Annotated in this window: 26 protein-coding genes; 17 read left to right on the plus strand and 9 right to left on the minus strand. The window is 71.4% G+C overall.

What is annotated here, in order from left to right:
- Positions 1 to 671 (plus strand): endolytic transglycosylase MltG (mltG, locus tag ABFX54_RS47665; RefSeq protein WP_346113739.1); only part of this gene is annotated, 671 nt, incomplete at its 5' end.
- Between the two features lie 4 nt (positions 672 to 675).
- Here the strand turns inward: mltG and ABFX54_RS47670 are convergent.
- The 5 genes from ABFX54_RS47670 to argG form a co-directional block, all read right to left on the minus strand.
- Entirely contained in the window at positions 676 to 1848 is a 1173-nt protein-coding gene (locus ABFX54_RS47670; RefSeq protein ID WP_346113740.1) for a glycosyltransferase family 4 protein, read from the minus strand.
- On the minus strand, positions 1845 to 2720 hold the full coding sequence (locus ABFX54_RS47675) for a sulfotransferase family protein (RefSeq protein WP_346113741.1): 876 nt from the start codon (positions 2718 to 2720) through the stop codon (positions 1845 to 1847). Before ABFX54_RS47675 ends, ABFX54_RS47670 begins: the two co-directional genes overlap by 4 nt.
- Before the next feature lie 121 nt (positions 2721 to 2841).
- Positions 2842 to 3252, minus strand: a complete 411-nt coding sequence (locus ABFX54_RS47680) for an ATP-binding protein (protein WP_346113742.1) — start codon at positions 3250 to 3252, stop codon at positions 2842 to 2844.
- Positions 3253 to 3409: 157 nt separating this feature from the next.
- Positions 3410 to 4243 carry an SAM-dependent methyltransferase gene (locus tag ABFX54_RS47685; protein ID WP_346113743.1) on the minus strand — a complete coding sequence of 278 codons (834 nt, stop codon included), beginning with the start codon at positions 4241 to 4243 and terminating at the stop codon, positions 3410 to 3412.
- Between the two features lie 507 nt (positions 4244 to 4750).
- Positions 4751 to 6217 carry an argininosuccinate synthase gene (argG, locus tag ABFX54_RS47690; RefSeq protein WP_346113744.1) on the minus strand — a complete coding sequence of 489 codons (1467 nt, stop codon included), beginning with the start codon at positions 6215 to 6217 and terminating at the stop codon, positions 4751 to 4753.
- Positions 6218 to 6465: 248 nt separating this feature from the next.
- On the opposite strand from argG, the gene ABFX54_RS47695 reads away from it, so the two are divergent.
- The 3 genes from ABFX54_RS47695 (at position 6466) to ABFX54_RS47705 (ending at position 9716) form a co-directional block, all read left to right on the plus strand.
- Positions 6466 to 7674 (plus strand): cytochrome P450, encoded by a 1209-nt coding sequence (locus tag ABFX54_RS47695; RefSeq protein ID WP_346113745.1) that lies wholly within the window; start codon positions 6466 to 6468, stop codon positions 7672 to 7674.
- Positions 7675 to 7782: 108 nt separating this feature from the next.
- Positions 7783 to 8472, plus strand: coding sequence for a nucleoside/nucleotide kinase family protein (locus tag ABFX54_RS47700; protein WP_346113746.1), 690 nt, complete (start codon positions 7783 to 7785; stop codon positions 8470 to 8472).
- Complete coding sequence (locus tag ABFX54_RS47705; protein ID WP_346113775.1) at positions 8469 to 9716, plus strand: MFS transporter; 1248 nt, start codon at positions 8469 to 8471, stop codon at positions 9714 to 9716. Before ABFX54_RS47700 ends, ABFX54_RS47705 begins: the two co-directional genes overlap by 4 nt.
- Here the strand turns inward: ABFX54_RS47705 and ABFX54_RS47710 are convergent.
- The gene (locus ABFX54_RS47710; protein ID WP_346113747.1) at positions 9713 to 10147 is read right to left on the minus strand and encodes a hypothetical protein; all 435 of its coding nucleotides are present in this window, start codon (positions 10145 to 10147) and stop codon (positions 9713 to 9715) included. The two genes, ABFX54_RS47705 and ABFX54_RS47710, sit on opposite strands and share 4 nt — an antisense overlap.
- A 213-nt stretch (positions 10148 to 10360) precedes the next feature.
- On the opposite strand from ABFX54_RS47710, the gene ABFX54_RS47715 reads away from it, so the two are divergent.
- Genes ABFX54_RS47715 through hypE form a run of 13 tightly spaced genes read left to right on the plus strand, consistent with a single transcriptional unit; the run spans position 10361 to position 19971 of the window.
- Entirely contained in the window at positions 10361 to 11395 is a 1035-nt protein-coding gene (locus tag ABFX54_RS47715; RefSeq protein WP_346113748.1) for an NADH-quinone oxidoreductase subunit B family protein, read from the plus strand.
- A 13-nt stretch (positions 11396 to 11408) separates the two neighbouring features.
- Positions 11409 to 13208, plus strand: a complete 1800-nt coding sequence (locus ABFX54_RS47720) for a nickel-dependent hydrogenase large subunit (protein ID WP_346113749.1) — start codon at positions 11409 to 11411, stop codon at positions 13206 to 13208.
- 12 nt (positions 13209 to 13220) lie between these two features.
- A complete protein-coding gene (locus tag ABFX54_RS47725; protein WP_346113751.1) occupies positions 13221 to 13664 on the plus strand; it encodes a hypothetical protein in 444 nt (147 codons plus the stop codon).
- Positions 13661 to 14290, plus strand: a complete 630-nt coding sequence (locus ABFX54_RS47730) for a DUF5947 family protein (protein ID WP_346113752.1) — start codon at positions 13661 to 13663, stop codon at positions 14288 to 14290. The genes ABFX54_RS47725 and ABFX54_RS47730 overlap by 4 nt, the downstream gene beginning before the upstream one ends.
- The gene (locus tag ABFX54_RS47735; protein WP_346113753.1) at positions 14287 to 14505 is read left to right on the plus strand and encodes a hypothetical protein; all 219 of its coding nucleotides are present in this window, start codon (positions 14287 to 14289) and stop codon (positions 14503 to 14505) included. Before ABFX54_RS47730 ends, ABFX54_RS47735 begins: the two co-directional genes overlap by 4 nt.
- Position 14506: 1 nt before the next feature.
- Positions 14507 to 15154, plus strand: coding sequence for a DUF6084 family protein (locus ABFX54_RS47740; protein WP_346113754.1), 648 nt, complete (start codon positions 14507 to 14509; stop codon positions 15152 to 15154).
- Positions 15151 to 16179 carry a hypothetical protein gene (locus tag ABFX54_RS47745; protein ID WP_346113755.1) on the plus strand — a complete coding sequence of 343 codons (1029 nt, stop codon included), beginning with the start codon at positions 15151 to 15153 and terminating at the stop codon, positions 16177 to 16179. Before ABFX54_RS47740 ends, ABFX54_RS47745 begins: the two co-directional genes overlap by 4 nt.
- Positions 16172 to 16984: a hydrogenase maturation protease gene (locus ABFX54_RS47750; RefSeq protein WP_346113756.1), complete on the plus strand. Its 813-nt coding sequence runs from the start codon at positions 16172 to 16174 to the stop codon at positions 16982 to 16984. Before ABFX54_RS47745 ends, ABFX54_RS47750 begins: the two co-directional genes overlap by 8 nt.
- An 11-nt stretch (positions 16985 to 16995) precedes the next feature.
- Entirely contained in the window at positions 16996 to 17103 is a 108-nt protein-coding gene (locus ABFX54_RS57280) for a DUF6893 family small protein (RefSeq protein WP_428834652.1), read from the plus strand.
- On the plus strand, positions 17104 to 17475 hold the full coding sequence (locus ABFX54_RS47755) for a hydrogenase maturation nickel metallochaperone HypA (RefSeq protein ID WP_346113758.1): 372 nt from the start codon (positions 17104 to 17106) through the stop codon (positions 17473 to 17475).
- Entirely contained in the window at positions 17453 to 17725 is a 273-nt protein-coding gene (locus ABFX54_RS47760) for a HypC/HybG/HupF family hydrogenase formation chaperone (protein WP_346113759.1), read from the plus strand. The genes ABFX54_RS47755 and ABFX54_RS47760 overlap by 23 nt, the downstream gene beginning before the upstream one ends.
- A gap of 9 nt (positions 17726 to 17734) precedes the next feature.
- Positions 17735 to 18880 carry a hydrogenase formation protein HypD gene (hypD, locus tag ABFX54_RS47765; protein ID WP_346113761.1) on the plus strand — a complete coding sequence of 382 codons (1146 nt, stop codon included), beginning with the start codon at positions 17735 to 17737 and terminating at the stop codon, positions 18878 to 18880.
- The gene (gene hypE, locus ABFX54_RS47770) at positions 18877 to 19971 is read left to right on the plus strand and encodes a hydrogenase expression/formation protein HypE (RefSeq protein ID WP_346113762.1); all 1095 of its coding nucleotides are present in this window, start codon (positions 18877 to 18879) and stop codon (positions 19969 to 19971) included. The genes hypD and hypE overlap by 4 nt, the downstream gene beginning before the upstream one ends.
- Positions 19972 to 20014: 43 nt before the next feature.
- Here the strand turns inward: hypE and ABFX54_RS47775 are convergent, their stop codons facing one another.
- Genes ABFX54_RS47775 through ABFX54_RS47785 form a run of 3 tightly spaced genes read right to left on the minus strand, consistent with a single transcriptional unit; the run spans position 20015 to position 21410 of the window.
- The gene (locus ABFX54_RS47775; RefSeq protein WP_346113764.1) at positions 20015 to 20617 is read right to left on the minus strand and encodes a D-sedoheptulose-7-phosphate isomerase; all 603 of its coding nucleotides are present in this window, start codon (positions 20615 to 20617) and stop codon (positions 20015 to 20017) included.
- Positions 20614 to 20832 carry a HypC/HybG/HupF family hydrogenase formation chaperone gene (locus ABFX54_RS47780; RefSeq protein WP_346113765.1) on the minus strand — a complete coding sequence of 73 codons (219 nt, stop codon included), beginning with the start codon at positions 20830 to 20832 and terminating at the stop codon, positions 20614 to 20616. The genes ABFX54_RS47775 and ABFX54_RS47780 overlap by 4 nt, the downstream gene beginning before the upstream one ends.
- Positions 20829 to 21410, minus strand: a complete 582-nt coding sequence (locus tag ABFX54_RS47785) for a phosphoheptose isomerase (RefSeq protein WP_346113766.1) — start codon at positions 21408 to 21410, stop codon at positions 20829 to 20831. The genes ABFX54_RS47780 and ABFX54_RS47785 overlap by 4 nt, the downstream gene beginning before the upstream one ends.
- Between the last annotated feature and the right edge of the window lie 118 nt (positions 21411 to 21528).

The following is a 21528-nucleotide window of genomic DNA, read 5'->3' on the forward strand; positions in this document are numbered from 1 at the left end:
CGCATCCGAACCGGATCACCATCAGGGAGGGGACGCGCCTCGCTGGCCAGCGCGACCGGCTCGCCCAGGCGACCGGCAGGCCACGTGCCGCCTTCGAGCAGGCCGCGCGCGACGGTCGGGCGCTGGGCCTGCCCGCCTACGCCAAGGGCCGGCTGGAGGGCTTCGCCTACCCGGGCACGTACGAGTACACCGCCGCCACCACGCCGACGGAAATCCTCGCCGCCATGGTGGCCCGCTTCCGCGCGGAGTCGGCCAAGCTCGGCCTGGACGCCAGGCCCGCGCCCCTCGACACGGTCATCATCGCCGGCATCGTGCAGGCGGAGTCGCCCACCGAGGCCGACATGTCCAAGGTGGCGCGCGTCATCCGCAACCGCCTGGATCGCGGCATGTATCTGCAGGTCGACAGCCCGCTCCTGTACGGGCTCGGCAAGCACGGCACCCGGGCGACCGCGAAGGACGTCAAGAAGCGGACGCCGTACAACACCTACCGGCATCGCGGCCTGCCTCCCGGCCCGATCCTGTCGCCCGGCGCGGCGGCGCTCAAGGCGGCCCTGCACCCCGCCAAGGGGCCCTGGCTGTACTTCGTGGCCGTCGATCCGAGGACCGGCGCCCTGGAGTACGCCACCTCCGAGGCGGAGTACGGGGACCTCGTCAAACCCTACAAGGGCTGACCGGTCAGCCGGCCGCTCTGGAGCCGTTCGCGCGCCCGTGTTCCAGCGACGCGAACAGCTGTTCCCAGAGCGGCATCACGACCCGCGGGGTGTAGGAGAAGGCCGTCTCCGCGGCGGCGGCCCCCATCCGCACCCGCAGGTCGCGGTCGGCGATCACCTCGCCGAGCGCGGCGGCCAGGGCGTCCGTGTCGCGCGGCGGCACCAGCACCCCGTCCTTGCCCGGAGTGAGGACGTCGGCGGGCCCGGTGGGGCAGTCGAAGGCGACGATCGGCAGGGCGTGGCCCATGGCCTCGATCATCGCCATCGGCAGCCCCTCGATCCTGGAGCTGAGCGCGTAGACGGAGGCCCTGGCCAGCTCGTCGTGGATGCGGTTGCTGCGGCCCATCAGCCGGACCCGCTCACCCAGCCCGGCCTCGTCGATGCGTTCCTGCAACCGCTCCTTCAACGGGCCGGTGCCGAAGATGCGCAGCTTCCACCCGGGATGTTCGCGGGCGACGGTCTCGAAGGCGGTGATCAGCATGTCGAAGCCCTTCTGGGGCACCAACCGGCCGACGGCGATCACGACGGGGTTCTGCTGCCGGCTGTGCTCGCGGTCGTCCATGTGCACCGCGTTCGGGATGCGCACCACCGGCGTCCCCGGCAGGAGGGTGGTGTACTCCTCGCGGCTGGTCTCGGTCAGCACGGCGATGGTGTCGAAGCGGCCGTAGTGGCGGGCGATCTGCTCGCGGACCGCCTCGTGGTAGGAGGCCAGGTTCATGTGCTCCTGCGCGACCCGGATCACGCTGGCCGGCGTGCGGCGGGCCGAGATCAGGTTGAGCGCCGGGCGCGTGGTGACGAGGACACCGTCGGTGAGCGAAGAGACGTAGTCGATGACCGCCCCCTCGACGCGTTCGGTGAAGTACTCGGCGGCGAACTCGCCGTACGGGACGATCTTGCCGCGGGCGCGCCGCCACACCTTCCTGGCCAGCGAGTCGGGCACGACGCCGTCGCGCTGGTCCACCAGCGCCGACAGCCGGACCCGGGGGTCGATGGCGAACTGCGGCTCGTCGCGGCGGCGGACCACGCTGACGATCTCGACGTCGTGGCCCGCCTCGGCCATGGCGTTGGCCTGGTTGACCACGGTACGGATGGTGCCGCCCATGCCGTAGGCGTGCAGCAGCATGTAGCGGATCTTCACGAGAGGTACTCCCAGGTCCGGCACATGGCCTTGAGTCCTTCGGGGATCTCCTCCGCCAGGGGCAGCTCGCGGCCCCGTTGCACCGTGCCCGACTGGATCTTGTCCTTCCAGTCGCCGAGACCCTTGGTCACCACCTCGGGCCGGCCGTAGGACAGCAGCTCGGGAGCCCAGGGCAGGCCGAGGAAGTCGCAGATGCCGCGCGAGATCCGCTCGGGGTCGGCGGTCAGCTCCTCGTAACGCACGGTCAGGCCGGGCAGCGCGGTGCGGGCCCGCTGCACGGCCTTCATGTACCGCAGCGCGTCGGCCGCGGCCTCGCCGGGGGTGCGTTTGTCGGGGCTGGCCTCGTGCCAGGAGGTCGCGATCGAGGCGGGGTGACGCAGCAGGAAGACGAACCGGGCGTCCGGCCAGCAGGCGGACAGGCGCTCGTAGGCGAACGCGTTGGCCGGGGTCTTCTCGACGATGAACCGTTTGCCGCTGCGTACCAGCTCGCGGTGGAGCACCCGATCCCAGAGCAGATGTTCGAGATCGGCCTTGGTGTGTCCGAGGGCGGACATCGCCCTCTCGGCCAGCGAGGTATCGAATTCCACCCGCAACCGGCGTACGTGCAGCTCATGGGGAGCGTGCAGGTCCGGGTGAGCGTTGAGCATCGCCCGCAGCAGCGTGGAGCCCGACCTGACCGGCGAGATGATGAACACCGGTGCCCGCAGCAGGCGGTCGGTCTCGGGATCGGCCGGCGGACGGAACGGGGTCTCCGGCCGCTTGGCCGGGGCCTTCGCCGGCGTGCTCGCCGCTTGCCCTGCTTTACCTACTCGGTTGACCTGGAATCCTGTGTACCTGGCCAGCGCGCCGTTTATTGTGCGCTGCCACTTCATGCCGAGGGAGAGTACCTGGCTTACCTGGAGATTGCCTGTGTGATGCACCAGGTCGGAGGGCCTGTGCGGGCGGAATGACGGTTTCGCCGGGCTTGTGGCGTCAGGAAAGGTGGGGGAGACGTCAGGGAGCGCAGATCACCGAGAACCAGACGACCTTGCCGCCGCTGGCGGCGGCCACGCCCCACTCGTCGGCGATCGCGGCGACGATCTGCAGCCCCCGCCCCGAGGGCGCGTCCAGGTCGGGTGAGCGCTGGGCGGGGATGCCGTCGCCCGGGTCGAAGACCTCGCCGTACAGCCGGCCCGCGCGTGTCTCCAAGCGCAGGGCGTAGGCGGAGCCGCCGTGGCGTACGGCGTTGGTGACCAGCTCGCTCACGATGAGCAGGCAGTCGTCGATGATGTGCGTGAGGCCCCAATGGATCAGGTCGGAGCGGACGAGGGAGCGGGCCTCGCCGACCCCCGCGGGCACGGACGGCAGCAGGTATTCCACCGTGCGGACCGGCGGGGCGGACAGGGACCCTGGCTGGAGGGCCATACGCATCACATCTCTCGGCCTTTGGGAGCGCTCCCAATTCCACGATAATCGTTCACCTTCGCTCTTGTGAATGCGTGAGGGGAAGAATCTCGATGGAAGGGGCGGATTCTCAGGGGATGGGGTCCACGGCTTCTCGGGGGATGCGGGCCACGGCTGCTCAGGGGATGCGGGCCACGGCGCCGAAGTTGCCGGAAGAGCTGGGCTCGTCGCGGCAGGCGAGGTCACCGCCGCCTGGACGCCACTCGGGCACCCACACCAGACCGGGCTCCACCAGGTCGAGCCCCTCCAGCAGGGCCGCCACCTCCTCACGGGACCGGATCGCGAGGTGGGGCAGCGTCATCGCGAGCATGTCGCGGATGGCGGGCAGCAGCTCCGGCGGGATGCCGTCGAACGTGGTGTGCAGCAGGCCGAGGAAGCTGTCGGCGGGAGCGGTGTGACGCAGGCGCTTGATGACGTAGTGGGCGTGCTCGTCGTCGTCGAGGCTGTAGGCCGACAGCAGCAGCACGGCCATGGGGCGGTCCCAGTCGAGGAAGGTCTGCACCACGTGGTCGCGCAGCACGTCGTCGATCTCCCTGGCGTCGCCCTCCACCACACGCACCAGATCGGTGAACGGTTCGATGGTGGCCTGGGCCATGGCGACGACCATCGGATTGTTCTCGACATACAGCACACGCGGGTTCGAGGCGGCGGAACGGCGGGCCAGATCATGTAACCGATTGCCGGCCGGAAGGCCACTGGGGATGCCACTACCGACGATCATGAATTGGTCGATGCCCTCGACGGTGGCAAGATGGCGAATCATCCGGGAGAGAAACTCGAGCACCGCGCGGGCCGCGTTCGTCAGGGCAGGGGTGGCTTGATCGAAATGGCGCACCGTGTCCTTGTCGGCCAGGAAGTTGTTCTTCCCGCCGGCCGCCGCGTCGAAAAGGCGGGTGATCCTGGCCTGCGTGGTTTCGAGCTTGGCCAAGTTTCGGACAGCACGCTGATGCATGAGCGTTGCCCCTTTCCCCTCGCCGCTACCCTTTTTCCGGTATGCGATCTATGGACCTCACTCGATGACTCGAACCATATGTTCCAACAATTCCAGTGAATGACAACACGATAGACCGGTTATCTTGGGAAATGTTTGTTACCAGAATCATCGTGGGAAGGATCCGCGTCTGGGGGCATCCGTCCAGCTTTGATCAATTTCGCCGGTGAACGGCGGCTGACTGCCGGTTCCGTACCAGGTCAGAAGGGTTGTTCGGCCGCGAATTCGCGATCCAGGATCGCGAATCGGCGGCTCGGGGAGCCCGGTTGAAGATCGTTCCAAGGGCCGGGCGCTCGGGAGATCGTTCCCCGCACTGAAGATCGTTTCCGCTCCGCGCGGCGGCGTGATCCGGTCATCGCGCCGCCGGCGGCCTCGATCCCGCACCCCGCCGAAACCCCGCCGCCCCCCGAACGCGAAGAACCGCGCCCCGGGGGTGGCGGGGCGCGGCTCGGAGTTTCGGCGGCGGGCTCAGTCGGTGCCGAGCTCCATGGCGGCCTGGTCGAGCAGTTCCTCGTCGTCGGGGACGTCGCCCGGCGACGGCACCTCGCCACGGGCGGCGATGGCCTCGGCCCCGCCCTCGGGCATCGCGCCGATCAGGTCGGTCGCGGCCACCTGCGTGGCGCCCAGCAGCGTCTGGTGCGGGCTGCCGACCATGCCGAGCCCGGCGTACTGCTCCAGCTTGGCGCGCGAGTCGGCGATGTCGAGGTTGCGCATGGTGAGCTGGCCGATGCGGTCGAGCGGTCCGAACGCGGCGTCCTCGGTGCGCTCCATGGACAGCTTGTCGGGGTGGTAGCTGAACGCGGGGCCGGAGGTCTCCAGGACGGAGTAGTCTTCCCCGCGCCGCAGCCGCAGCGTCACCTCGCCGGTGACGGCCGTGCCGACCCAGCGCTGCAGCGACTCGCGCAGCATCAGCGACTGCGGGTCGAGCCAGCGGCCCTCGTAGAGCAGCCGGCCCAGCTTGCGGCCCTCGCTGTGGTAGCTGGCCAGGGTGTCCTCGTTGTGGATGGCGTTGACCAGCCGCTCGTAGGCGGCGTGCAGCAGCGCCATGCCGGGAGCCTCGTAGATGCCCCGGCTCTTGGCCTCGATGATCCGGTTCTCGATCTGGTCGGACATGCCCAGCCCGTGCCGGCCGCCGATGGCGTTGGCCTCGAGCACCAGGTCGACGGGGGAGGGGAACTCCTTGCCGTTGATGGTCACCGGCCGGCCGCGCTCGAAGCCGATCGTGACGTCCTCGGTGGGGATCTCCACCTCGGGGTCCCAGAACCGCACGCCCATGATCGGCTCGACCAGCTCGATGCCGGCGTCGAGGTGTTCGAGCGCCTTGGCCTCGTGGGTCGCGCCCCAGATGTTGGCGTCCGTCGAGTACGCCTTCTCGGTGCTGGCGCGGTAGGGGAGGTCGCGGGCGAGCAGCCACTCCGACATCTCCTTGCGCCCGCCGAGTTCGTGGACGAAGTCGGCGTCCAGCCACGGCTTGTAGATGCGCAGCGACGGGTTGGCGAGCAGGCCGTAGCGGTAGAACCGCTCGATGTCGTTGCCCTTGAAGGTGGAGCCGTCTCCCCAGATCAGCACGCCGTCGTCGAGCATCGCGCGCACCAGCAGGGTGCCCGTGACGGCCCGGCCGAGCGGGGTGGTGTTGAAGTAGGTGCGGCCGCCGGAGCGGATGTGGAACGCCCCGCAGGACAGTGCCGCGAGACCCTCCTCCACCAGGGCCGCCCGGCAGTCGACCAGGCGGGCGATCTCGGCGCCGTACGCGCCGGCGCGACCGGGCACCGAGGCGATGTCGGGCTCGTCGTACTGGCCGATGTCGGCGGTGTAGGTGCAGGGCACCGCACCCTTCTCGCGCATCCACGCGACCGCCACGGAGGTGTCGAGGCCGCCGGAGAAGGCGATCCCGACCCGTTCGCCTACTGGGAGAGAGGTGAGCATCTTGGACACGAGTAGAAGTATATACATACGACTGCATGACCATTCAATGAGGCTCGCGAAGAAACCGGGCCGGTGTGTCGGAGGTCTCGTCCGGAGGAAGTGGGCTCCGGGGCGCGCCGCCAGGGTGGGGACGTGGCCCGGAGGCAAACTTTAAGTCACGTGCTTGGCTCGGTCCCACCTGCTTGGTTGGCTGATACCGCCTCAAATCGACAGGCGGCGTCACAGTGAGACAGGCCGGAAGTCAAGGAGGGTCATCGATGAAGATCACCGCGGACGAGGCGGTCCCCGAGTTCCCCGGCGTCAGGGCCGCGACGTGCCCGTTCGACCCACCGCCCGAGCTGCGGGAGCTGCGCCGCCACGGCCCGCTGGCCAAGGTGCGGCTGTGGGACGGCAGCACGCCGTGGTTCGTGACCACGCACGCCGAGCAGAAGGCGCTGCTCGGCCATCCGCGGGTCAGCGCCGACGTCACCCGGCCCGGCTATCCGATCCACACCGCCGGCATGGGTGGGGGCTCGCTCAGCTTCATCCTCATGGACGACCCCGAGCACGCCCGGCTGCGCCGCATGGTGCAGGGCGCGTTCACGGTCAGGCGGGTCGAGGGCATGCGCCCCGCCGTCCAGCGGATCGTGGACCGGCTGATCGACGACCTGCTGGCCGGGCCGAGGCCGGTGGACCTGGTGGAGGCGTTCGCGCTGCCGGTGCCGTCGCTGGTGATCTGCGAGCTGCTCGGGGTCCCGTACGCCGACCACGACTTCTTCCAGGACAACAGCAAGACCGTCATCAAGCGCAGCGTCACGCCGGAGGAGCGCGCGGTCGCGTTCGGGAGCCTGTTCGAGTACCTGGACGGGCTCGTGGGCAGGAAGATCGAGCACCCGGCCGACGACCTGCTGTCCAAGCTGGCCGGCCGGGTCGGCGCCGGCGAGCTGACCCGGCAGGAAGCGGCCCAGATGGGCGTGCTGCTGCTGATCGCCGGGCACGAGACCACCGCCAACATGATCGCGCTCGGCACCCTCGCTCTGCTGCGCCATCCGGCCCAACTGGCGCTGCTGCGTGAGAGCGAGGACCCCACGCTGGTCGCGGGGGCGGTGGAGGAGCTGCTGCGCTACCTCAACATCACCCACAGCGGCCGGCGCCGGGTCGCGACGGCGGACATCGAGATCGCCGGCCAGGTCATCAGGGCGGGCGAGGGCATCATCATGCCCAACGACATCGGCAACCGAGACCCCGAGGTCTTCCCCGACCCCGACGAGCTGGACGTGAGCCGCGACGCCCGCCGCCACGTGGCCTTCGGCTTCGGCGTGCACCAATGTCTTGGCCAGCCGCTGGCCCGGCTGGAACTGCAGGTCGTCTACGGCACCCTCTACCGGCGCATCCCCACCCTGGCCCTGGCGGCGGAGATGGAGGAGATCCCGTTCAAGCACGACGGCCAGGTCTACGGGGTCTACGAGCTGCCCGTCACCTGGTGAGAAACGGGCGGGCCGGGACCGGCGCGCGCGGGCGATAATGATCCCGACCCCGGCCCCGACCCCCGAGGAAGCGCCTTGAGCCGTTCAGCGGAACCCGACGGGAGCCCCGTGAGCCGTCCGGCCGGACTCGACGGGAGCGCTCTGAGCCGTTCCGCCGGACCTGACGCGAGCGCGCTGCTCGACCGCGTGCGCGCGCTGGCGCGCGGCGGCGAGCGGGTGCTGATCGGCATCGCGGGCTGCCCGGGAGCGGGCAAGTCCACGCTGGCCGGCTGGCTGGCCGGCGCGCTCACCGAGACCGGGTTGCCCGCCGTCTGGGTGCCGATGGACGGCTTCCACCTGGCCGACGTCGAGCTCGAACGGCTCGGCCGCCGGGGCCGTAAGGGCGCCGTGGACACGTTCGACGGCCACGGCTATCTGGCGCTGCTGCACCGCCTGCGCGCGGAAAAGAGCGACGTCGTCTACGCCCCGTCGTTCGACCGCGAGATCGAGCAGCCCATCGCCGGTGCCATCCCGGTCCCGCCGCAGGCCAGGGTCGTCGTCAGCGAGGGCAACTACCTGCTCCTGTCCGGCGAGCCGTGGCGGCGGGTGCAGGCCGCGATGACCGAGGTCTGGTACGCCGACCTCGACGACCGGATCCGCCTCGAACGCCTGACCGTCAGGCACGTCCGGTTCGGCAAGACCCCCGACGAGGCCGTGCGCTGGGTCGCCGAGGTGGACGAGCCGAACGCCGCGGCCATCCGCGCCACCCGCGACGCCGCCGACCTGCTGGTGGACTTCGACCGGCTGGGCATCTCCTGACCCGGCCCAGGGCGGTCCTCGCCGCGCACGCCGACTTCCGCCGGCTGTTCCTGGGCAACTCCGTCTCCCTGCTGGGATCCAGCGTCACGACGGTGGCGCTGCCCCTGACGGCGGTGCTCCACCTGGACGCCTCGGCCACGGAGATGGGCCTGCTCGGCGCGGCCGGGCTGTTACCGCACCTCGTCCTGGGGCTGCCCGCCGGCGTGTGGGTGGACCGGCTGCCGTACCGCCGCACGATCGTGCTGGCCGACGCGGCCAGGGCGCTGCTGCTCGGTGCGCTGCCCGTGCTGGCCGCCCTGGGCCTGCTGCGGATGTGGCACCTGTACGCGGTGGTGACGCTGGCCGGGGTGGCCGGGCTCTTCGAGGCGGTGGCGGCGCAGTCCTTCACCCCGTCGCTGGTCCCGCGCGAGCGGCTGCTGGCCGCCAACAGCACGCTCATGCTGAGCAACGCCACGCTGAACACCACCGGCGCGGCGGCGGGCGGCCTGCTGGTCTCGGCGCTCACCGCGCCGGTCGCCATCGACGTGGACGCGGCCTCCTTCGCGATCTCCGCCCTGCTCAAGACCCGCATCGGCGTGGCGGGCCGGCCACCGGCGGCGGGGGAGCGTCGCCGCGTGCGGCTGCGGGCCGACATCGCCGAGGGGCTGCGCGCGGTCTTCGCCGACCGGGTCATGCGGGCGGTGATCCTGGCCGCCACCGTGGGCGCGCTGGCCGGCCAGGCTCAAGCCGTCGTGCTCGTCCTCTACCTGGTCCACGGCCTGGGGCTCACGGCGGGCCTGATCGGCGTCCTCGTCGCGGTCAGCGGCGTGGCCAGTGTCGCCGGCGCGCTGGTGGCCACCCGCGTCACCCACCGCTTCGGCCCAGGGCCGGCGTTCATCGCCGGCATGGGCCTGGCCTCCGCCGCCGGGCTGGTGCTCGCCGCCGCGGCCGGCCCGTTCGCCGTCACGCTGGCCGTCCTCGTCGTGTCGCAGGTCCTGCGCGGCAGCGGCCCCTCCCTGTTCGGGGTCAACCAGCAGACCCTGCGCCAGGCCCTGATCGCGCCCGAACTGCTCTCGCGGGCCAACGCCACCTGGCGCTTCCTGGCCTACGGCGGGCAGGCGCTCGGCGCGCTGCTCGGCGGCGCGGCGGGCACGGCGCTCGGGCCGCGGGCCACGCTGGTCGTCACGTCCTGCCTGATGCTGGCCGGCACCGCGCTCGGGCTGGCCTCGCCGCTGCGCTCGCTGCGCGAACTGCCCGGCCGCTAGTGGTGCCCGATGGGGGCCAAGACGTACCGGTAGAGCTCGTAGCCCGCGAAGGCGATCACCGGCACGCCGAGGGCGATGAGCATCCGGCGCGGCAGCGGCATCCGGAAGGCGGGGGAGGCGATCGACGGTTCCGCGTCCCCGGCGGGGCCGACCGGCGCCTTGGGCAGCGGCGGGGGGTCGGGCGCCGCCGTCAGCTCGGGATGACGGCTGAGGTAATGAGCGGGGAACGAGGTCAGGTGGTACGCGCCGCACGCCGGGCAGGCCATCCCCGACCAGGGTGGCTGCACGGTCACTCCGGCGCTCAGCCAGATCTGGACCTCGTTGCCGTGGTCGTCGGTCACGTGACGGACAAGGTAGTCCTCCTCCCAGACGTACAGGCAGCGCAGGCACTCGAAAGGCCAGGTCTCTCGGGACTCGAACCCGTCGCGCACGAGGAGCCTCCTCGGTCGGGCGATGAGCGGTCACTTCGAGTGTCCGCCTGCCCCCGCCTCGTCGTGCAAGCGCAGGTTATGACACGGTGCGCTAGAGAATGCTCACCTTGTGTCATGTTAGGGCTGTGGGTTTGCGGGCGCGTTCTGAGCGGTATGTGCGCTACGGAGAGGTGATGGAGCATCACCTGGAGTGGCCGATCGGGGGGTTGGGCCATGACGACATCCACCGCGCTCGACGAGGTGCACATTCTGTGGACCTCGGAGGGGCTGAGCTGCGACGGCGACACCGTGTCCGTCACGGCCGCCACGCTGCCCAGCATCGAGGACGTGCTGCTCGGCCTCGTGCCCGGCCTGCCCAAGGTGCACCTGCACAACAAGGTGCTGGCCACCGAGGTCGGCGACGCCTTCATGGCCGCCTTCCACCAGGCCGACCGGGGCGAGCTGGGGCCGTTCATCCTGGTGGTCGAGGGGTCGATCCCGAACGAGCGGATCAACGGCGACGGCTTCTGGACGGCCATGGGCAACGACCCGGCGACCGGCGAGCCGATCACCGTCAACGAGTGGATCGACCGGCTGGCGCCCAAGGCGTGGGCCGTGGTCGCGATCGGCACCTGCGCCGCGTACGGGGGCATCCACGCCATGGCGGGCAACCCCACCGGCGCGATGGGCCTGACCGACTACCTGGGCTCCGGCTTCCGCTCGGCGGGCGACCTGCCGATCGTGAACGTGCCCGGCTGCCCGGTGCAGCCCGACAACTTCATGGAGACCCTGACCTGGCTGCTCTACCAGGCGGCCGGCCTCGCGCCGACGATCCCGCTGGACGAGATGCTCCGGCCCACCTGGCTGTTCGGCAAGACCGTGCACGAGGGCTGCGACCGGGCCGGCTACTACGAGCAGGGCGACTTCGCCCACGACTACAACTCGCCCAAATGCCTGGTGCGGATCGGCTGCTGGGGCCCGGTGGTCAACTGCAACGTCACCAAGCGCGGCTGGATGGACGGGGTCGGAGGCTGCCCCAACGTGGGCGGCGTCTGCATCGCCTGCACGATGCCCGGCTTCCCCGACAAGTTCATGCCGTTCATGGACGAACCCCCCGGCGCGTCGGTGTCGGCGACGGCGAGCGCCGGTTACGGCTCGCTGATCCGCAGGCTCCGCTCCATCACCAACCGCTCGGCCAACAGGGAGCCGAAGTGGCGGCACAACGGGCGCAAGCTGACCAGCGGGTACGACCCCCGCTGGGGCAACTAGGGGGAACGGCAAGGTGACAACCCGTACCGCGGGACGCGGCCAGGCGAAGGGTACCGAGCGCGAACTGGTCGAGATGTCCTGGGACCCGATCACGAGGATCATCGGCAACCTCGGCATCTACACGAAGATCGACTTCAACAACCGCGAGGTGGTCGAGTGCAGGAGCACCTCGTCGCTGTTCCGCGGCTACAGCGTGTTCATGAAGGGCAAGGATCCGCGCGACGCGCACTTCATCACCAGCCGCATCTGCGGCATCTGCGGTGACAACCACGCGACCTGCTCGATCTATGCGCAGAACATGGCGTACGGCGTCAAACCGCCGCCGCTGGCCGAGTGGATCATCAACCTCGGCGAGGCCGCCGAGTACATGTTCGACCACACGCTCTTCCAGGACAACCTGGTCTTCGTCGACTACTGCGAGCAGATGGTCAAGCAGACCAACCCGAGCCTGCTGCGGCGCGCCGAGACCACCGAGGCGCCGAACGCCCGCATCCACGGCTACCGCACGATCGCCGACGTCATGCGCGCGTTCAACCCCTTCGAGGGCGACGTCTACCGCGAGGCGCTGCAGGTCAGCCGGGTCACCAGGGAGATGTGCTGCCTGATGGAGGGGCGCCACGTGCACCCGTCCACGCTCTATCCGGGCGGCGTCGGCACCGTCGCGACACCCCAGGTGTTCACCGACTACCTGGCCAGGCTGCTGCGCGTGCTCGACTTCGTCAAGAAGGCCGTCCCCATGAACGACGACCTCTTCGACTTCTTCTACGAGGCGCTGCCCGGCTACGAGGAGGTCGGCCGGCGCAGGGTGATGCTCGGCTGCTGGGGCGCCTTCCAGGACCCCGCCGCCGTCGACTACGACTACCGGAACATGGCCTCCTGGGGCCGCAAGATGTTCGTCACGCCCGGCATCGTGCTCGACGGCGAACTGCTCACCACGAGCCTGGTCGACATCAACCTCGGCATCCGCATCCTGCTCGGCAGCTCGTACTACGACGACTGGCAGTCCGAGGAGACGTTCGTCACCCACGACCCGCTCGGCAACCCGGTCGACCAGCGCCACCCGTGGAACCAGACGACGCTGCCCAAGCCGCAGAAGCGCGACCTGGAAGGCGGCAACTACAGCTGGGTGATGAGCCCCCGCTGGTACGACGGCCGCACCGGCGACCACCTCGCGCTCGACACCGGCGGCGGCCCGCTGGCCAGGCTCTGGTCGACCGCGCTCGCCGGGCTGGTCGACACCGGCACCGTCCGCGCCACGGGCGGCTCGGTGGAGATCAACCTGCCGAAGAGCATGACCCTGCCGGAGATGAGCTTCGAGTGGAAGGTGCCGCGCTGGGCCAACACCATCGAGCGCAACCGGGCCCGCGTCTACTTCGTCGCGTACGCGGCGGCGATGGCGTGCTACTTCGTCGAGCAGGCGATGGGCGAGGTCAGGGCCGGGCGGACCCAGGTGTTCAACGACTTCGACGTGCCGGACGAGGCGATCGGCTGCGGCTTCCACGAGGCCGTGCGCGGGGTCCTGTCGCACCACATGGTGATCAGGGACGGCAAGATCGCGAACTATCACCCGTACCCGCCGACGCCGTGGAACGCCAGCCCGCGCGACAGCTTCGGCACGCCCGGCCCGTACGAGGACGCCGTCCAGGGGCTGCCGATCTTCGAGGAGAACGGGCCCGAGTCGTTCAAGGGCATCGACATCATGCGTACCGTGCGCAGCTTCGACCCGTGCCTGCCGTGCGGCGTGCACATGTACCTGGGCGACGGGAAGGTGCTCCAACAGGTGCACTCGCCGACGTTCGGCGCGGCCGGATAGGCGGCGGGGGCGATGACGGAGCGGATCGAGCGCATCGAGGCGCTCCTCGACGAGGCCGAGCCGGCCGCGATCGAGCTGGTCGGGGAGCTGCTTGAGCTGTACGGCGACGGGCTGGCGCGGGTGATGGCGCTGGCCGGCGAGCCGCTGGCGGCGGAGCTGGCGGGCGACGAGCTGGTCTCCCACCTGCTCGTGCTGCACGACCTGCATCCGCTGCCCGTACGGGCCCGCGCCGAGGCGGCGGCGGCCGGAGCGGGGGCCGAGCTGCTGACCCTGGAGGACGGCGTGGCCCGGCTGCGCGTGCGCGCCTCGGGCTGCCGCTCCTCGGCCACGGCGGGGGTGGAACGGGCGGTGCGCGCGGCGGCGCCCGAGGTGGAACGGGTGGAGGTCGAGCTGGACGAGCGGCCGGTGATCCCCGTCGAAACGTTGACCGTACGACGCGGGGCGGCGGCGCAGTGAGCGGCAAGACGCCCACCGGCGGCCTGCGCCTGCACGACCTCACCCGCCGCCGACGCACCACCACACCCGCCACCACACCCGCCACCACACCCGCACCGGACGACGGCGGGCCCGGTGGGGAGGAGCGGTGTGAGTTGTGCGGGGAGCCGGTGCCCGAGGGGCACCGGCACCTGCTCGACCTGACCACCCGCGAGCTGTGCTGCGCCTGCCGCGCCTGCCAGGTGCTCTTCGACAACGCTGCGGCGGGCGGCACCCAGTACCGCCTGGTGCCCCGGCGGCGCGAGCGCCAGGACGGCTTCACCTGGTCCGGCCTGGGCGCCCCCGTCCGCACGGTCTTCCTGGTACGCGACTCGGGCGCCGGACGCAGCGTCATGTACTACCCCAGCCCGGCGGGCGCCGTGGCGGGCCCGGCGTGGGACGACCCGCTCATGAAGCTGCTGGAGCCCGACGTCGAGGCGCTGCTGCTCGACCGCGACCACGGCGCCTGGATCGTTCCGCTCGACGACTGCTACCGGCTCGTCGGCCTGGTCCGCTCCCACTGGCGCGGCCTGACCGGCGGCCCGGCCGTACGCGAGCGGATCGCCCGCTTCTTCACCGACCTCAGCGACGACAGGAGCTCCGCATGAGCGCGCGCAAACCCATCAGAACCGGCCACCCGGACGTCAAGCCCGACGGACCCGCCCACGTCAAGGGCGTCAAGGAGGGCAACGCCACCGGCAACTACGACAAACAGGACGGTCACCTGCCCGACGGCCGCTCCACGGCCAAGCGCTCGACCGGCATCAACCCCGGCAAACACGACCCGATCGACCCCAGCATGCCGAACCTGTCGCCCGCCTGACATGCCGTCCGAGCCGCCAGAGCTGAGCATCGAGGTCGAGGGCGTCGAGCCGGCCGCCCCCGCCGCCGTGCCCGCCCTCGACTTCACGCTGACCCTGCGAGCCGCCGGCGGGCACGAGGTCCGCTCGCTCACGCTCGCCACCCAGATCCGCATCGACGCCACCCGCCGCCGCTACGGCGAGCGCGACAAGGAGCGGCTGGCCGAGTTGTTCGGCCCACCGGAGGAGTGGTCGCGCAACCTGTCCAGCCTGCTGTGGACGCAGACGGTCACCCAGGTGCCCGGCTTCACCGGGAGCGCGAAGGCCCGGATCACCGTGCCGTGCACGTACGACTTCGAGGTGGCCGCCGCCAAGTACTTCCACGGCCTGGAGGACGGCGTGGCGCCGCTGGACTTCCTGTTCACCGGCACCGTCTTCTACCTGGACGGCGGCCGGCTGCAGGCCGCGCACCTGCCCAGACGGGCCGAGGCGGCCTTCGCGATGCCGGTGCGGGTGTGGCGGGAACTGATGGAACGCCACTTTCCCGGCGGGGCGTGGGTGCGGCTGGGCCGGGAGGAGTTCGACCGGCTGTACGCGTACAAGGTGCGGCACACGCTCACCGGCTGGGACGACGTGATCCGCTCACTGCTGGCGAAAGGGCTGACGACATGACGGCGGAAGACGTGACGGTGAGCGGCCCGCAAGCCGGTGACGCGGACGGCGGGGTCGAGCACGTCAGGCGGATCGCGCGGGCGGTGCTCTACGAGGGCTACCTGCTGTGGCCCTACCGCGAGTCCTCGCTGAAGAACCGGCACCGCTGGACGATCGGCGGCGTGCATCCCGAGGGGTGCGGCGACCGGTCGCGGATCCGTACCGAGTGCCTGGTCGAGGCCGAGCCCGGCGCGACCGTCGCGGTGTCCGTACGGTTCCTGCACGTCGTGGCCAGGATCGGCGCGGCCGGGCGGGGCGAGGAGGCACGCGAGCGCGAGGTACGCGCACCGGACCTGACCCTCGGCGGCGTCCCGGCCCTCGCGCGGATCGACCTCGCGGCCGGCGAGGAACACGCGGCGGCAGAGCAGGGCGCGGCGGGGGAGGCGCGCACGGCGGGCGAGGAGCGGGCGGCAGAGGTGGTGCGCCGGTGGGAGGCGCTGTGCGGGCACGTCGAGGCGCGGGCCGAGCGGCTGGGGCCCAGGCTCTTCCGGGTCACGGCCGAGGTCGTCAACACCACGCCATGGCCACCGGGCGGGACCCGGGAGGAGACGACGGCTCGCACGTTCGTGTCCGCGCACGTCGTCCTGCACGCGCCGGACGGGCGCTTCGTCTCCCAGACGGACCCGCCGCCGGACCTGCGTGAACACGCCGGAGCCTGCCGCAACGACGGCCTGTGGCCGGTGCTGGCGGGGGAGGACCTGCACACCGTGCTGTCGGCGCCGATCATCCTGTACGACCAGCCGCAGATCGCGCCGGAGAGCCCCGGCGACCTGTTCGACGCGACCGAGATCGACCAGCTCCTCACGCTGTGCGTACTGGCGTTGAGCGACGGCGAACGGGAGGAGATCCGGGCCGGCGACCCACGCGCCCGCGAGATCCTCGACCGCTGCACGGCGCTCACCCAGGAGGAGCTGATGCGCCTGAGCGGCACCTGGCGCGACACGGGGCCGGCGGCGGCCGGTGGAAGGGGAGGGGCACATGGCTGACTTCTGGACCCGGATGGAGGGGCGCGGCCCTTCCGTGGTGGTCGTGGACGGGGTCGAGGTGCGCGCGGGCAGCCGGGTGCGGCTGCGCCCGAGGGGCACCGCCGACGTGCTCGACCTGGTCCTGACGGGCAGGGAAGGCGTGGTGGAAGCGGTCGAGCAGGACGAGGAGGGCGCGTTCCACTTCGCCGTCACCGTCGACGACGACCCCGGCAGAGACCTGGGCGAGGCCCGGCTGCCCGGACACCGTTTCTTCTACGCGGCCGAGGAGATCGAGCCGCTCGGCGAGCGGACGTTCCGCGTCCTGGTGGCCGGGATCGGCAACGTCTTCCTGGGAGACGACGGCTTCGGCGTCGAGGTGGCCCGCCACCTGTCGGCCGCGCCCCGCACACCGGGCGTCGACGTCGTGGACTTCGGCATCCGCGGCATGGACCTGGTCTACGCGCTGCAACGCGACTACGACGCCGCGATCCTCGTCGACGCGGCCCCGCGCGGCGAGCCACCCGGCACCCTGACCGTCCTGGACCCGGCGACCCTCGCAGAACGGGAAGGGCACACCGGGCAGCCGCTGGAGACGCACGGCATGGACCCGGTCAAGGTGCTGCGACTGGCCGCGGAGCTGGGCCCGGTGCCGCGGCTGATCCGGGTCGTGTGCTGCGAGCCGGAGAGCGCCGGCGAGGCGCTGTACGAGCTGAGCGCCCCCGTCCAGGCGGCCGTCCCGGAGGCGGCCGGTCTGGTGAATGCCCTGGTTATGGAAATGATTGCGGAAAGCGCCGGACGGGGCTGCCGCGATCGTGCTCACGGATGAGGTGACGTGGCATGTGGAAGTCGCGGATGGTGCGGTTGCTCCTGCTCTGCGGGCTGGCGGCGATCGTGGTCCACCAGTGGCCGGGGATCCGCCGGTACATCAGGATGGAGCGGATGTAGGTGCACGAGATCGGGCTGTGCGAAGGACTCGTCGATCTGATCCACAACCAGGCGGCGGGCCGGCCGGTGGCCTCGGCCCGGGTACGCGTGGGGGCCAGGCACGCGGTCGTCGAGGAGGCGTTCGGGCAGGCGTTCACCATCGCCGCCGCAGGGACGGCCGCGCAGGACGCGGTGATCGATCTGGTCATCGTGCCGGCCACGATCGAATGCGTGGCCTGCGGCGGGCGGTCGGAGTCGATGGACGCGCTGGCCGCGTGCCCGGCCTGCGGCAGCGGTGACGTGAGCGTCAGCGGCGGCGACGAGCTGGTGCTGGAGTCGGTCTGGTTCGGCGGCGAGGGGACGGCGGCCGATGTGCCTGGGCATTCCCGGTGAGCTGGTCGGCCCGGCCGGCGGGCACGACGACCTGGCCGTGGTCGAGGTCAGCGGGGTACGCCGGCGGGTCAACATCGGGCTGCTCGACGGGCAGGAGCTGAACCCGGGCGACTGGGTGCTCGTGCACGTGGGGTTCGCGCTGTCCAAGATCTCCGAGGACGAGGCGCAGGCCGTGCTCGCGTACCTGGAAGGGCTCGGGCAGCCGTACGAGGACGAGATCGACGCGTTGCGCGCGTCGGACATCTCCTGAGGAGGGCACATGCGCTTCGTCGATGAGTACCGCGACGCGGACCGGGCGCGCGCCCTGGCCGCCGGGATCGCGGCACGGTGCCGTCCAGGACGGACCTACGCGTTCATGGAGGTGTGCGGCGGACACACGCACACCATCTACAAGCACGGGCTGGAGGACCACCTGCCGCCGGAGGTGTCGCTGGTCCACGGGCCTGGCTGCCCGGTGTGCGTGATCCCGATGGGCCGGGTGGACGACGCCGTGCACATCGCCGGGCAGCCCGGCGTGATCATGACCTCGTTCGGCGACCTGCTGCGCGTGCCCGGCGGCACCGGATCCTTCCTCGACGCCAAGGCGGCGGGGGCGGACATCCGGATGGTGTACTCGCCGCTCGACGCGCTCAAGATCGCCAAGCAGAACCCGGACCGGCGGGTCGTCTTCATGGCCATCGGCTTCGAGACCACCGCGCCGTCCACCGCCATGACCGTGCTGCGGGCGGCGGTCGAGGGCGTGAAGAACTTCTCCGTCTTCTGCAACCACGTCATGATCATCCCGGCGATCAAGGCCATCCTCGACTCGCCGGACCTGCGCCTCGACGGCTTCATCGGCCCCGGCCACGTGTCCGCGGTGATCGGCTGCGAGCCGTACGCGTTCATCGCCCGCGACTACCGCAAGCCGCTGGTCGTGGCCGGTTTCGAGCCGGTGGACATCCTGACCTCGGTGCACATGCTGCTCGGCCAGCTGGCCGAGGGGCGGTGCGAGGTGGAGAACCAGTACGCGCGGGTGGTGCCGTGGCAGGGCAACCCGGTCGCGCTGGAGGCGATCGGGCGGGTGATGCGGCTACGGCCGCACTTCGAGTGGCGCGGGCTGGGCTTCATCGCCCACTCGGCGCTGGCGATGGCCGAGGAGTACGCGGCCTTCGACGCCGAACGCGTCTTCGACCTGCCCGGGATACGCGTCGCCGACCCGCGCTCGTGCCAGTGCGGCGAGGTGCTGAAGGGCGTGCTCAAGCCCTGGGAGTGCAAGGTGTTCGGCACCGCCTGCACCCCGGAGACGCCGATCGGGACCTGCATGGTCTCCTCGGAGGGGGCCTGCGCCGCCTACTACAACTTCGGCCGCTTCACCCGCGACAGGACCCGCGGGCCGGCCGGCGAGCGAGAGGTGAGCCCGGCGTGAGCACGGAACAGCAGGTGCTCGATCGGATCGAGCGGGCCCGGCGGCGCAGGCCGGTCGTCAGGGAGGAGCGCATCACGCTCGCCCACGGCTCGGGTGGGCGGGCCACGCAGACGCTGGTGCAGGCCGTCTTCCTGGACGCGTTCCGCAACCCGCTGCTCGAACCGCTGGAGGACGGCGCCACCCTGCGCCTCGGCGCGGGCGAGGAGGGCGTACGGGTCAACCTCGCCTTCACCACCGACTCGTACGTCGTCTCCCCGCTGTTCTTCCCCGGCGGCGACATCGGCGACCTGGCCGTCAACGGCACCGTGAACGACCTGGCCATGTGCGGCGCCCGCCCGCGTTACCTGTCGGCCGGGTTCATCCTGGAGGAGGGACTGCCGGTCGAGGACCTGCGCAGGATCGCGGCCTCCATGGCCGCCGCCGCTGCCGTCGCCGACGTGCAGATCGTCACCGGCGACACCAAGGTCGTCCAGCGGGGCCGCGCCGACGGCTGCTACATCACCACCACCGGCGTCGGCGTCATCGAACGGCCCGTCACGCTCTCGGCCGCCGCCGCTCAGCCCGGCGACGCCGTCCTCGTCTCCGGCCCGATCGGCGCCCACGGCGCCGCCGTCATGCTGGCCAGGGGCGACTTCGACATCGAGGCCGCGATCGCCTCCGACACCGCGCCGCTGCACGGCGTCGTCGCCGGGCTGCTGGACGCCCTGCCCGGCGGCCGGGTCAGGACGCTGCGCGACGCCACGCGCGGTGGCGTGGCCACGGTGCTGAACGAGGTGGCCGCCGCCTCGAACGTGGCCGTGGTGCTGGAGGAGGCGGCGATCCCCGTACGCCCTGAGGTGACCGGCGTCTGCGAACTGCTCGGCCTCGACCCGCTCTACGTGGCCTGCGAGGGCCGGTTCGTGACCGTCGTGGACGGCGAGTACGCCACCCGCGCCCTGGACGCCCTGCGCGCCCATCCGCTGGGCGAGCAGGCCGCGATCATCGGCACGGTGGCTCCTGAGCCCGCCGCCATGGTCCTGCTCCGCACCGCCGTCGGCGGCACCCGCGTGGTCGAGGTCCTCGTCGGCGACCCGTTGCCCCGCATCTGCTGACCACCTCGCCGCCATCCGGCCACCGCGTGCCAGGCGGCTTCCGTCACGGCGTCTGCGCCGCGACCAGTTCGGCGAGGAGGTGGTACAGGGTCGCCTGGGCCTCCTGGATGCGGTGCACCGATGACGACGGCACCACGAACAGGTGCCCGGCCAGCCCTTCCGCGGCCAGCCGCCCGCCGCCCGAGCCGGCGAAACCGATCGTGACCATGCCCAGCCGCCCGGCCTCGGCCAGCCCACGCAGCACGTTGGCCGAGCCGCCGCTGGTGGACAGCGCCATCGCCACATCGCCCGGCCCGCCGAGTGCGGCGAGCTGGCGGGCGAAGACCACCTCGAAGCCGACGTCGTTGCCGAGCGCCGTCACCAGCGCGCAGTCACAGGCCAGTGAGATCGCGGGCAGGCCCCGTTCGACGAACAGCTCCGCCACGGACTCGGCGTCGGTACTGCTCCCGCCGTTGCCGAAGGCGAAGACCCGCCCGCCCCCGCTCAGCGCCGCCGCCACCGCCGACGCGCACGCCGCCAGGCCGGGGCCGAGCTCGTCCAGGACGCGCAGCCGTAGCTCCAGGCTCTCGCGCGCCTTGGCCGCCGTGGACGCGGTCAGGTCCAGCGGATCGCGGCGCAGGAACGGGTAGAGCGTCGTGCCGGTCATCGTTCCACCACCGCGATCGCCTCCTTGGCGTGCACGAGCACGGTGTCGCCCGGCCGCGCCGCGACGAGCGCCACGCTGATCTCCTCGGTGCCGTCACCGGTGTCGGCCAGCGCGAGCCCGTCGGGCAACAATCGCGCGATCCGAACGGGTACGGCTACGTCGCCGCAGGTCACACAGCGCTCGCAGGCGTCGGCGGGATCGCCGGGAACGTTCACGAGGACTCCAAGAACACGTGGACCAGCTCCCAGAGCAGGTGATAGGTGGTGACGTGCAGCTCCCTGGCGACCAGGGGATCCGTGGTGCGCGCGACCAGCACATGATCGGCCACGACGCCGCCGTGATCGGCCACGACGCCGCCGTGATCGGCCACGACGCCGCCGTGATCGGCGGCCAGGACGACCGTCAACATCCCCAGCCCCCGCGCCGTCTCCAGCACCCCGCCGTCGCCGATCCCGATGCCGATCGCGATGTCCTCGGGCCGTCCCAGCGTCCTGAGCCGGACGGTGTCCACCGCGAGCGCCGGCAGCGCGCGCTTGCCCACGATCACCGGATGGGTGAACTCCACCGCCACGTGCGCCGCGTCCGCCGGGGCGCCGAAGGCGAGCAGTCGCCCGCCGCGTCCGAAGCGCTCGGCCATGGCCCGCGCCGCCCGTACGATCTCCGCCGCGTCCCGTGCCAGCGCGGCGCCGGGAGCCGCGCGCTCGGCGCGGGCCCGGCCGAGCCGATCGGAGCCGAGCCGATCGGAGCCGTGCAGATCAGATTCGAGCCGATCAGGGTCGAGCAGATCAGACATGTTCCCATTTCAGCCCAGGACGCGGGCGCGCCGCCCGCAGGGACACCTCAAGCTTCGGCCATCCGCCCCCCTGATTACGTCCCCCAGGCCCGCCACGGGGGCAGCGCCGCTGGCGGCG

Origin of the sequence: Nonomuraea maheshkhaliensis (assembly GCF_039529435.1) — a bacterium.
GTDB lineage: Bacteria > Actinomycetota > Actinomycetes > Streptosporangiales > Streptosporangiaceae > Nonomuraea > Nonomuraea maheshkhaliensis.

What these genes read in the sequence shown, in the direction of transcription:
- ABFX54_RS47675 (WP_346113741.1), bottom strand. Translation starts at nt 2,720, where the DNA reads ATGAAGTGGCAGCGCACAATAAACGGCGCGCTGGCCAGGTACACAGGA.
- ABFX54_RS47680 (WP_346113742.1), bottom strand. Translation starts at nt 3,252, where the DNA reads ATGGCCCTCCAGCCAGGGTCCCTGTCCGCCCCGCCGGTCCGCACGGTG.
- ABFX54_RS47685 (WP_346113743.1), bottom strand. Translation starts at nt 4,243, where the DNA reads ATGCATCAGCGTGCTGTCCGAAACTTGGCCAAGCTCGAAACCACGCAG.
- ABFX54_RS47695 (WP_346113745.1), top strand. Translation starts at nt 6,466, where the DNA reads ATGAAGATCACCGCGGACGAGGCGGTCCCCGAGTTCCCCGGCGTCAGG.
- ABFX54_RS47715 (WP_346113748.1), top strand. Translation starts at nt 10,361, where the DNA reads ATGACGACATCCACCGCGCTCGACGAGGTGCACATTCTGTGGACCTCG.
- ABFX54_RS47725 (WP_346113751.1), top strand. Translation starts at nt 13,221, where the DNA reads ATGACGGAGCGGATCGAGCGCATCGAGGCGCTCCTCGACGAGGCCGAG.
- ABFX54_RS47735 (WP_346113753.1), top strand. Translation starts at nt 14,287, where the DNA reads ATGAGCGCGCGCAAACCCATCAGAACCGGCCACCCGGACGTCAAGCCC.
- ABFX54_RS47740 (WP_346113754.1), top strand. Translation starts at nt 14,507, where the DNA reads ATGCCGTCCGAGCCGCCAGAGCTGAGCATCGAGGTCGAGGGCGTCGAG.
- ABFX54_RS47745 (WP_346113755.1), top strand. Translation starts at nt 15,151, where the DNA reads ATGACGGCGGAAGACGTGACGGTGAGCGGCCCGCAAGCCGGTGACGCG.
- ABFX54_RS47750 (WP_346113756.1), top strand. Translation starts at nt 16,172, where the DNA reads ATGGCTGACTTCTGGACCCGGATGGAGGGGCGCGGCCCTTCCGTGGTG.
- ABFX54_RS57280 (WP_428834652.1), top strand. Translation starts at nt 16,996, where the DNA reads ATGTGGAAGTCGCGGATGGTGCGGTTGCTCCTGCTCTGCGGGCTGGCG.
- ABFX54_RS47760 (WP_346113759.1), top strand. Translation starts at nt 17,453, where the DNA reads ATGTGCCTGGGCATTCCCGGTGAGCTGGTCGGCCCGGCCGGCGGGCAC.
- hypD (WP_346113761.1), top strand. Translation starts at nt 17,735, where the DNA reads ATGCGCTTCGTCGATGAGTACCGCGACGCGGACCGGGCGCGCGCCCTG.
- ABFX54_RS47775 (WP_346113764.1), bottom strand. Translation starts at nt 20,617, where the DNA reads ATGACCGGCACGACGCTCTACCCGTTCCTGCGCCGCGATCCGCTGGAC.
- ABFX54_RS47785 (WP_346113766.1), bottom strand. Translation starts at nt 21,410, where the DNA reads ATGTCTGATCTGCTCGACCCTGATCGGCTCGAATCTGATCTGCACGGC.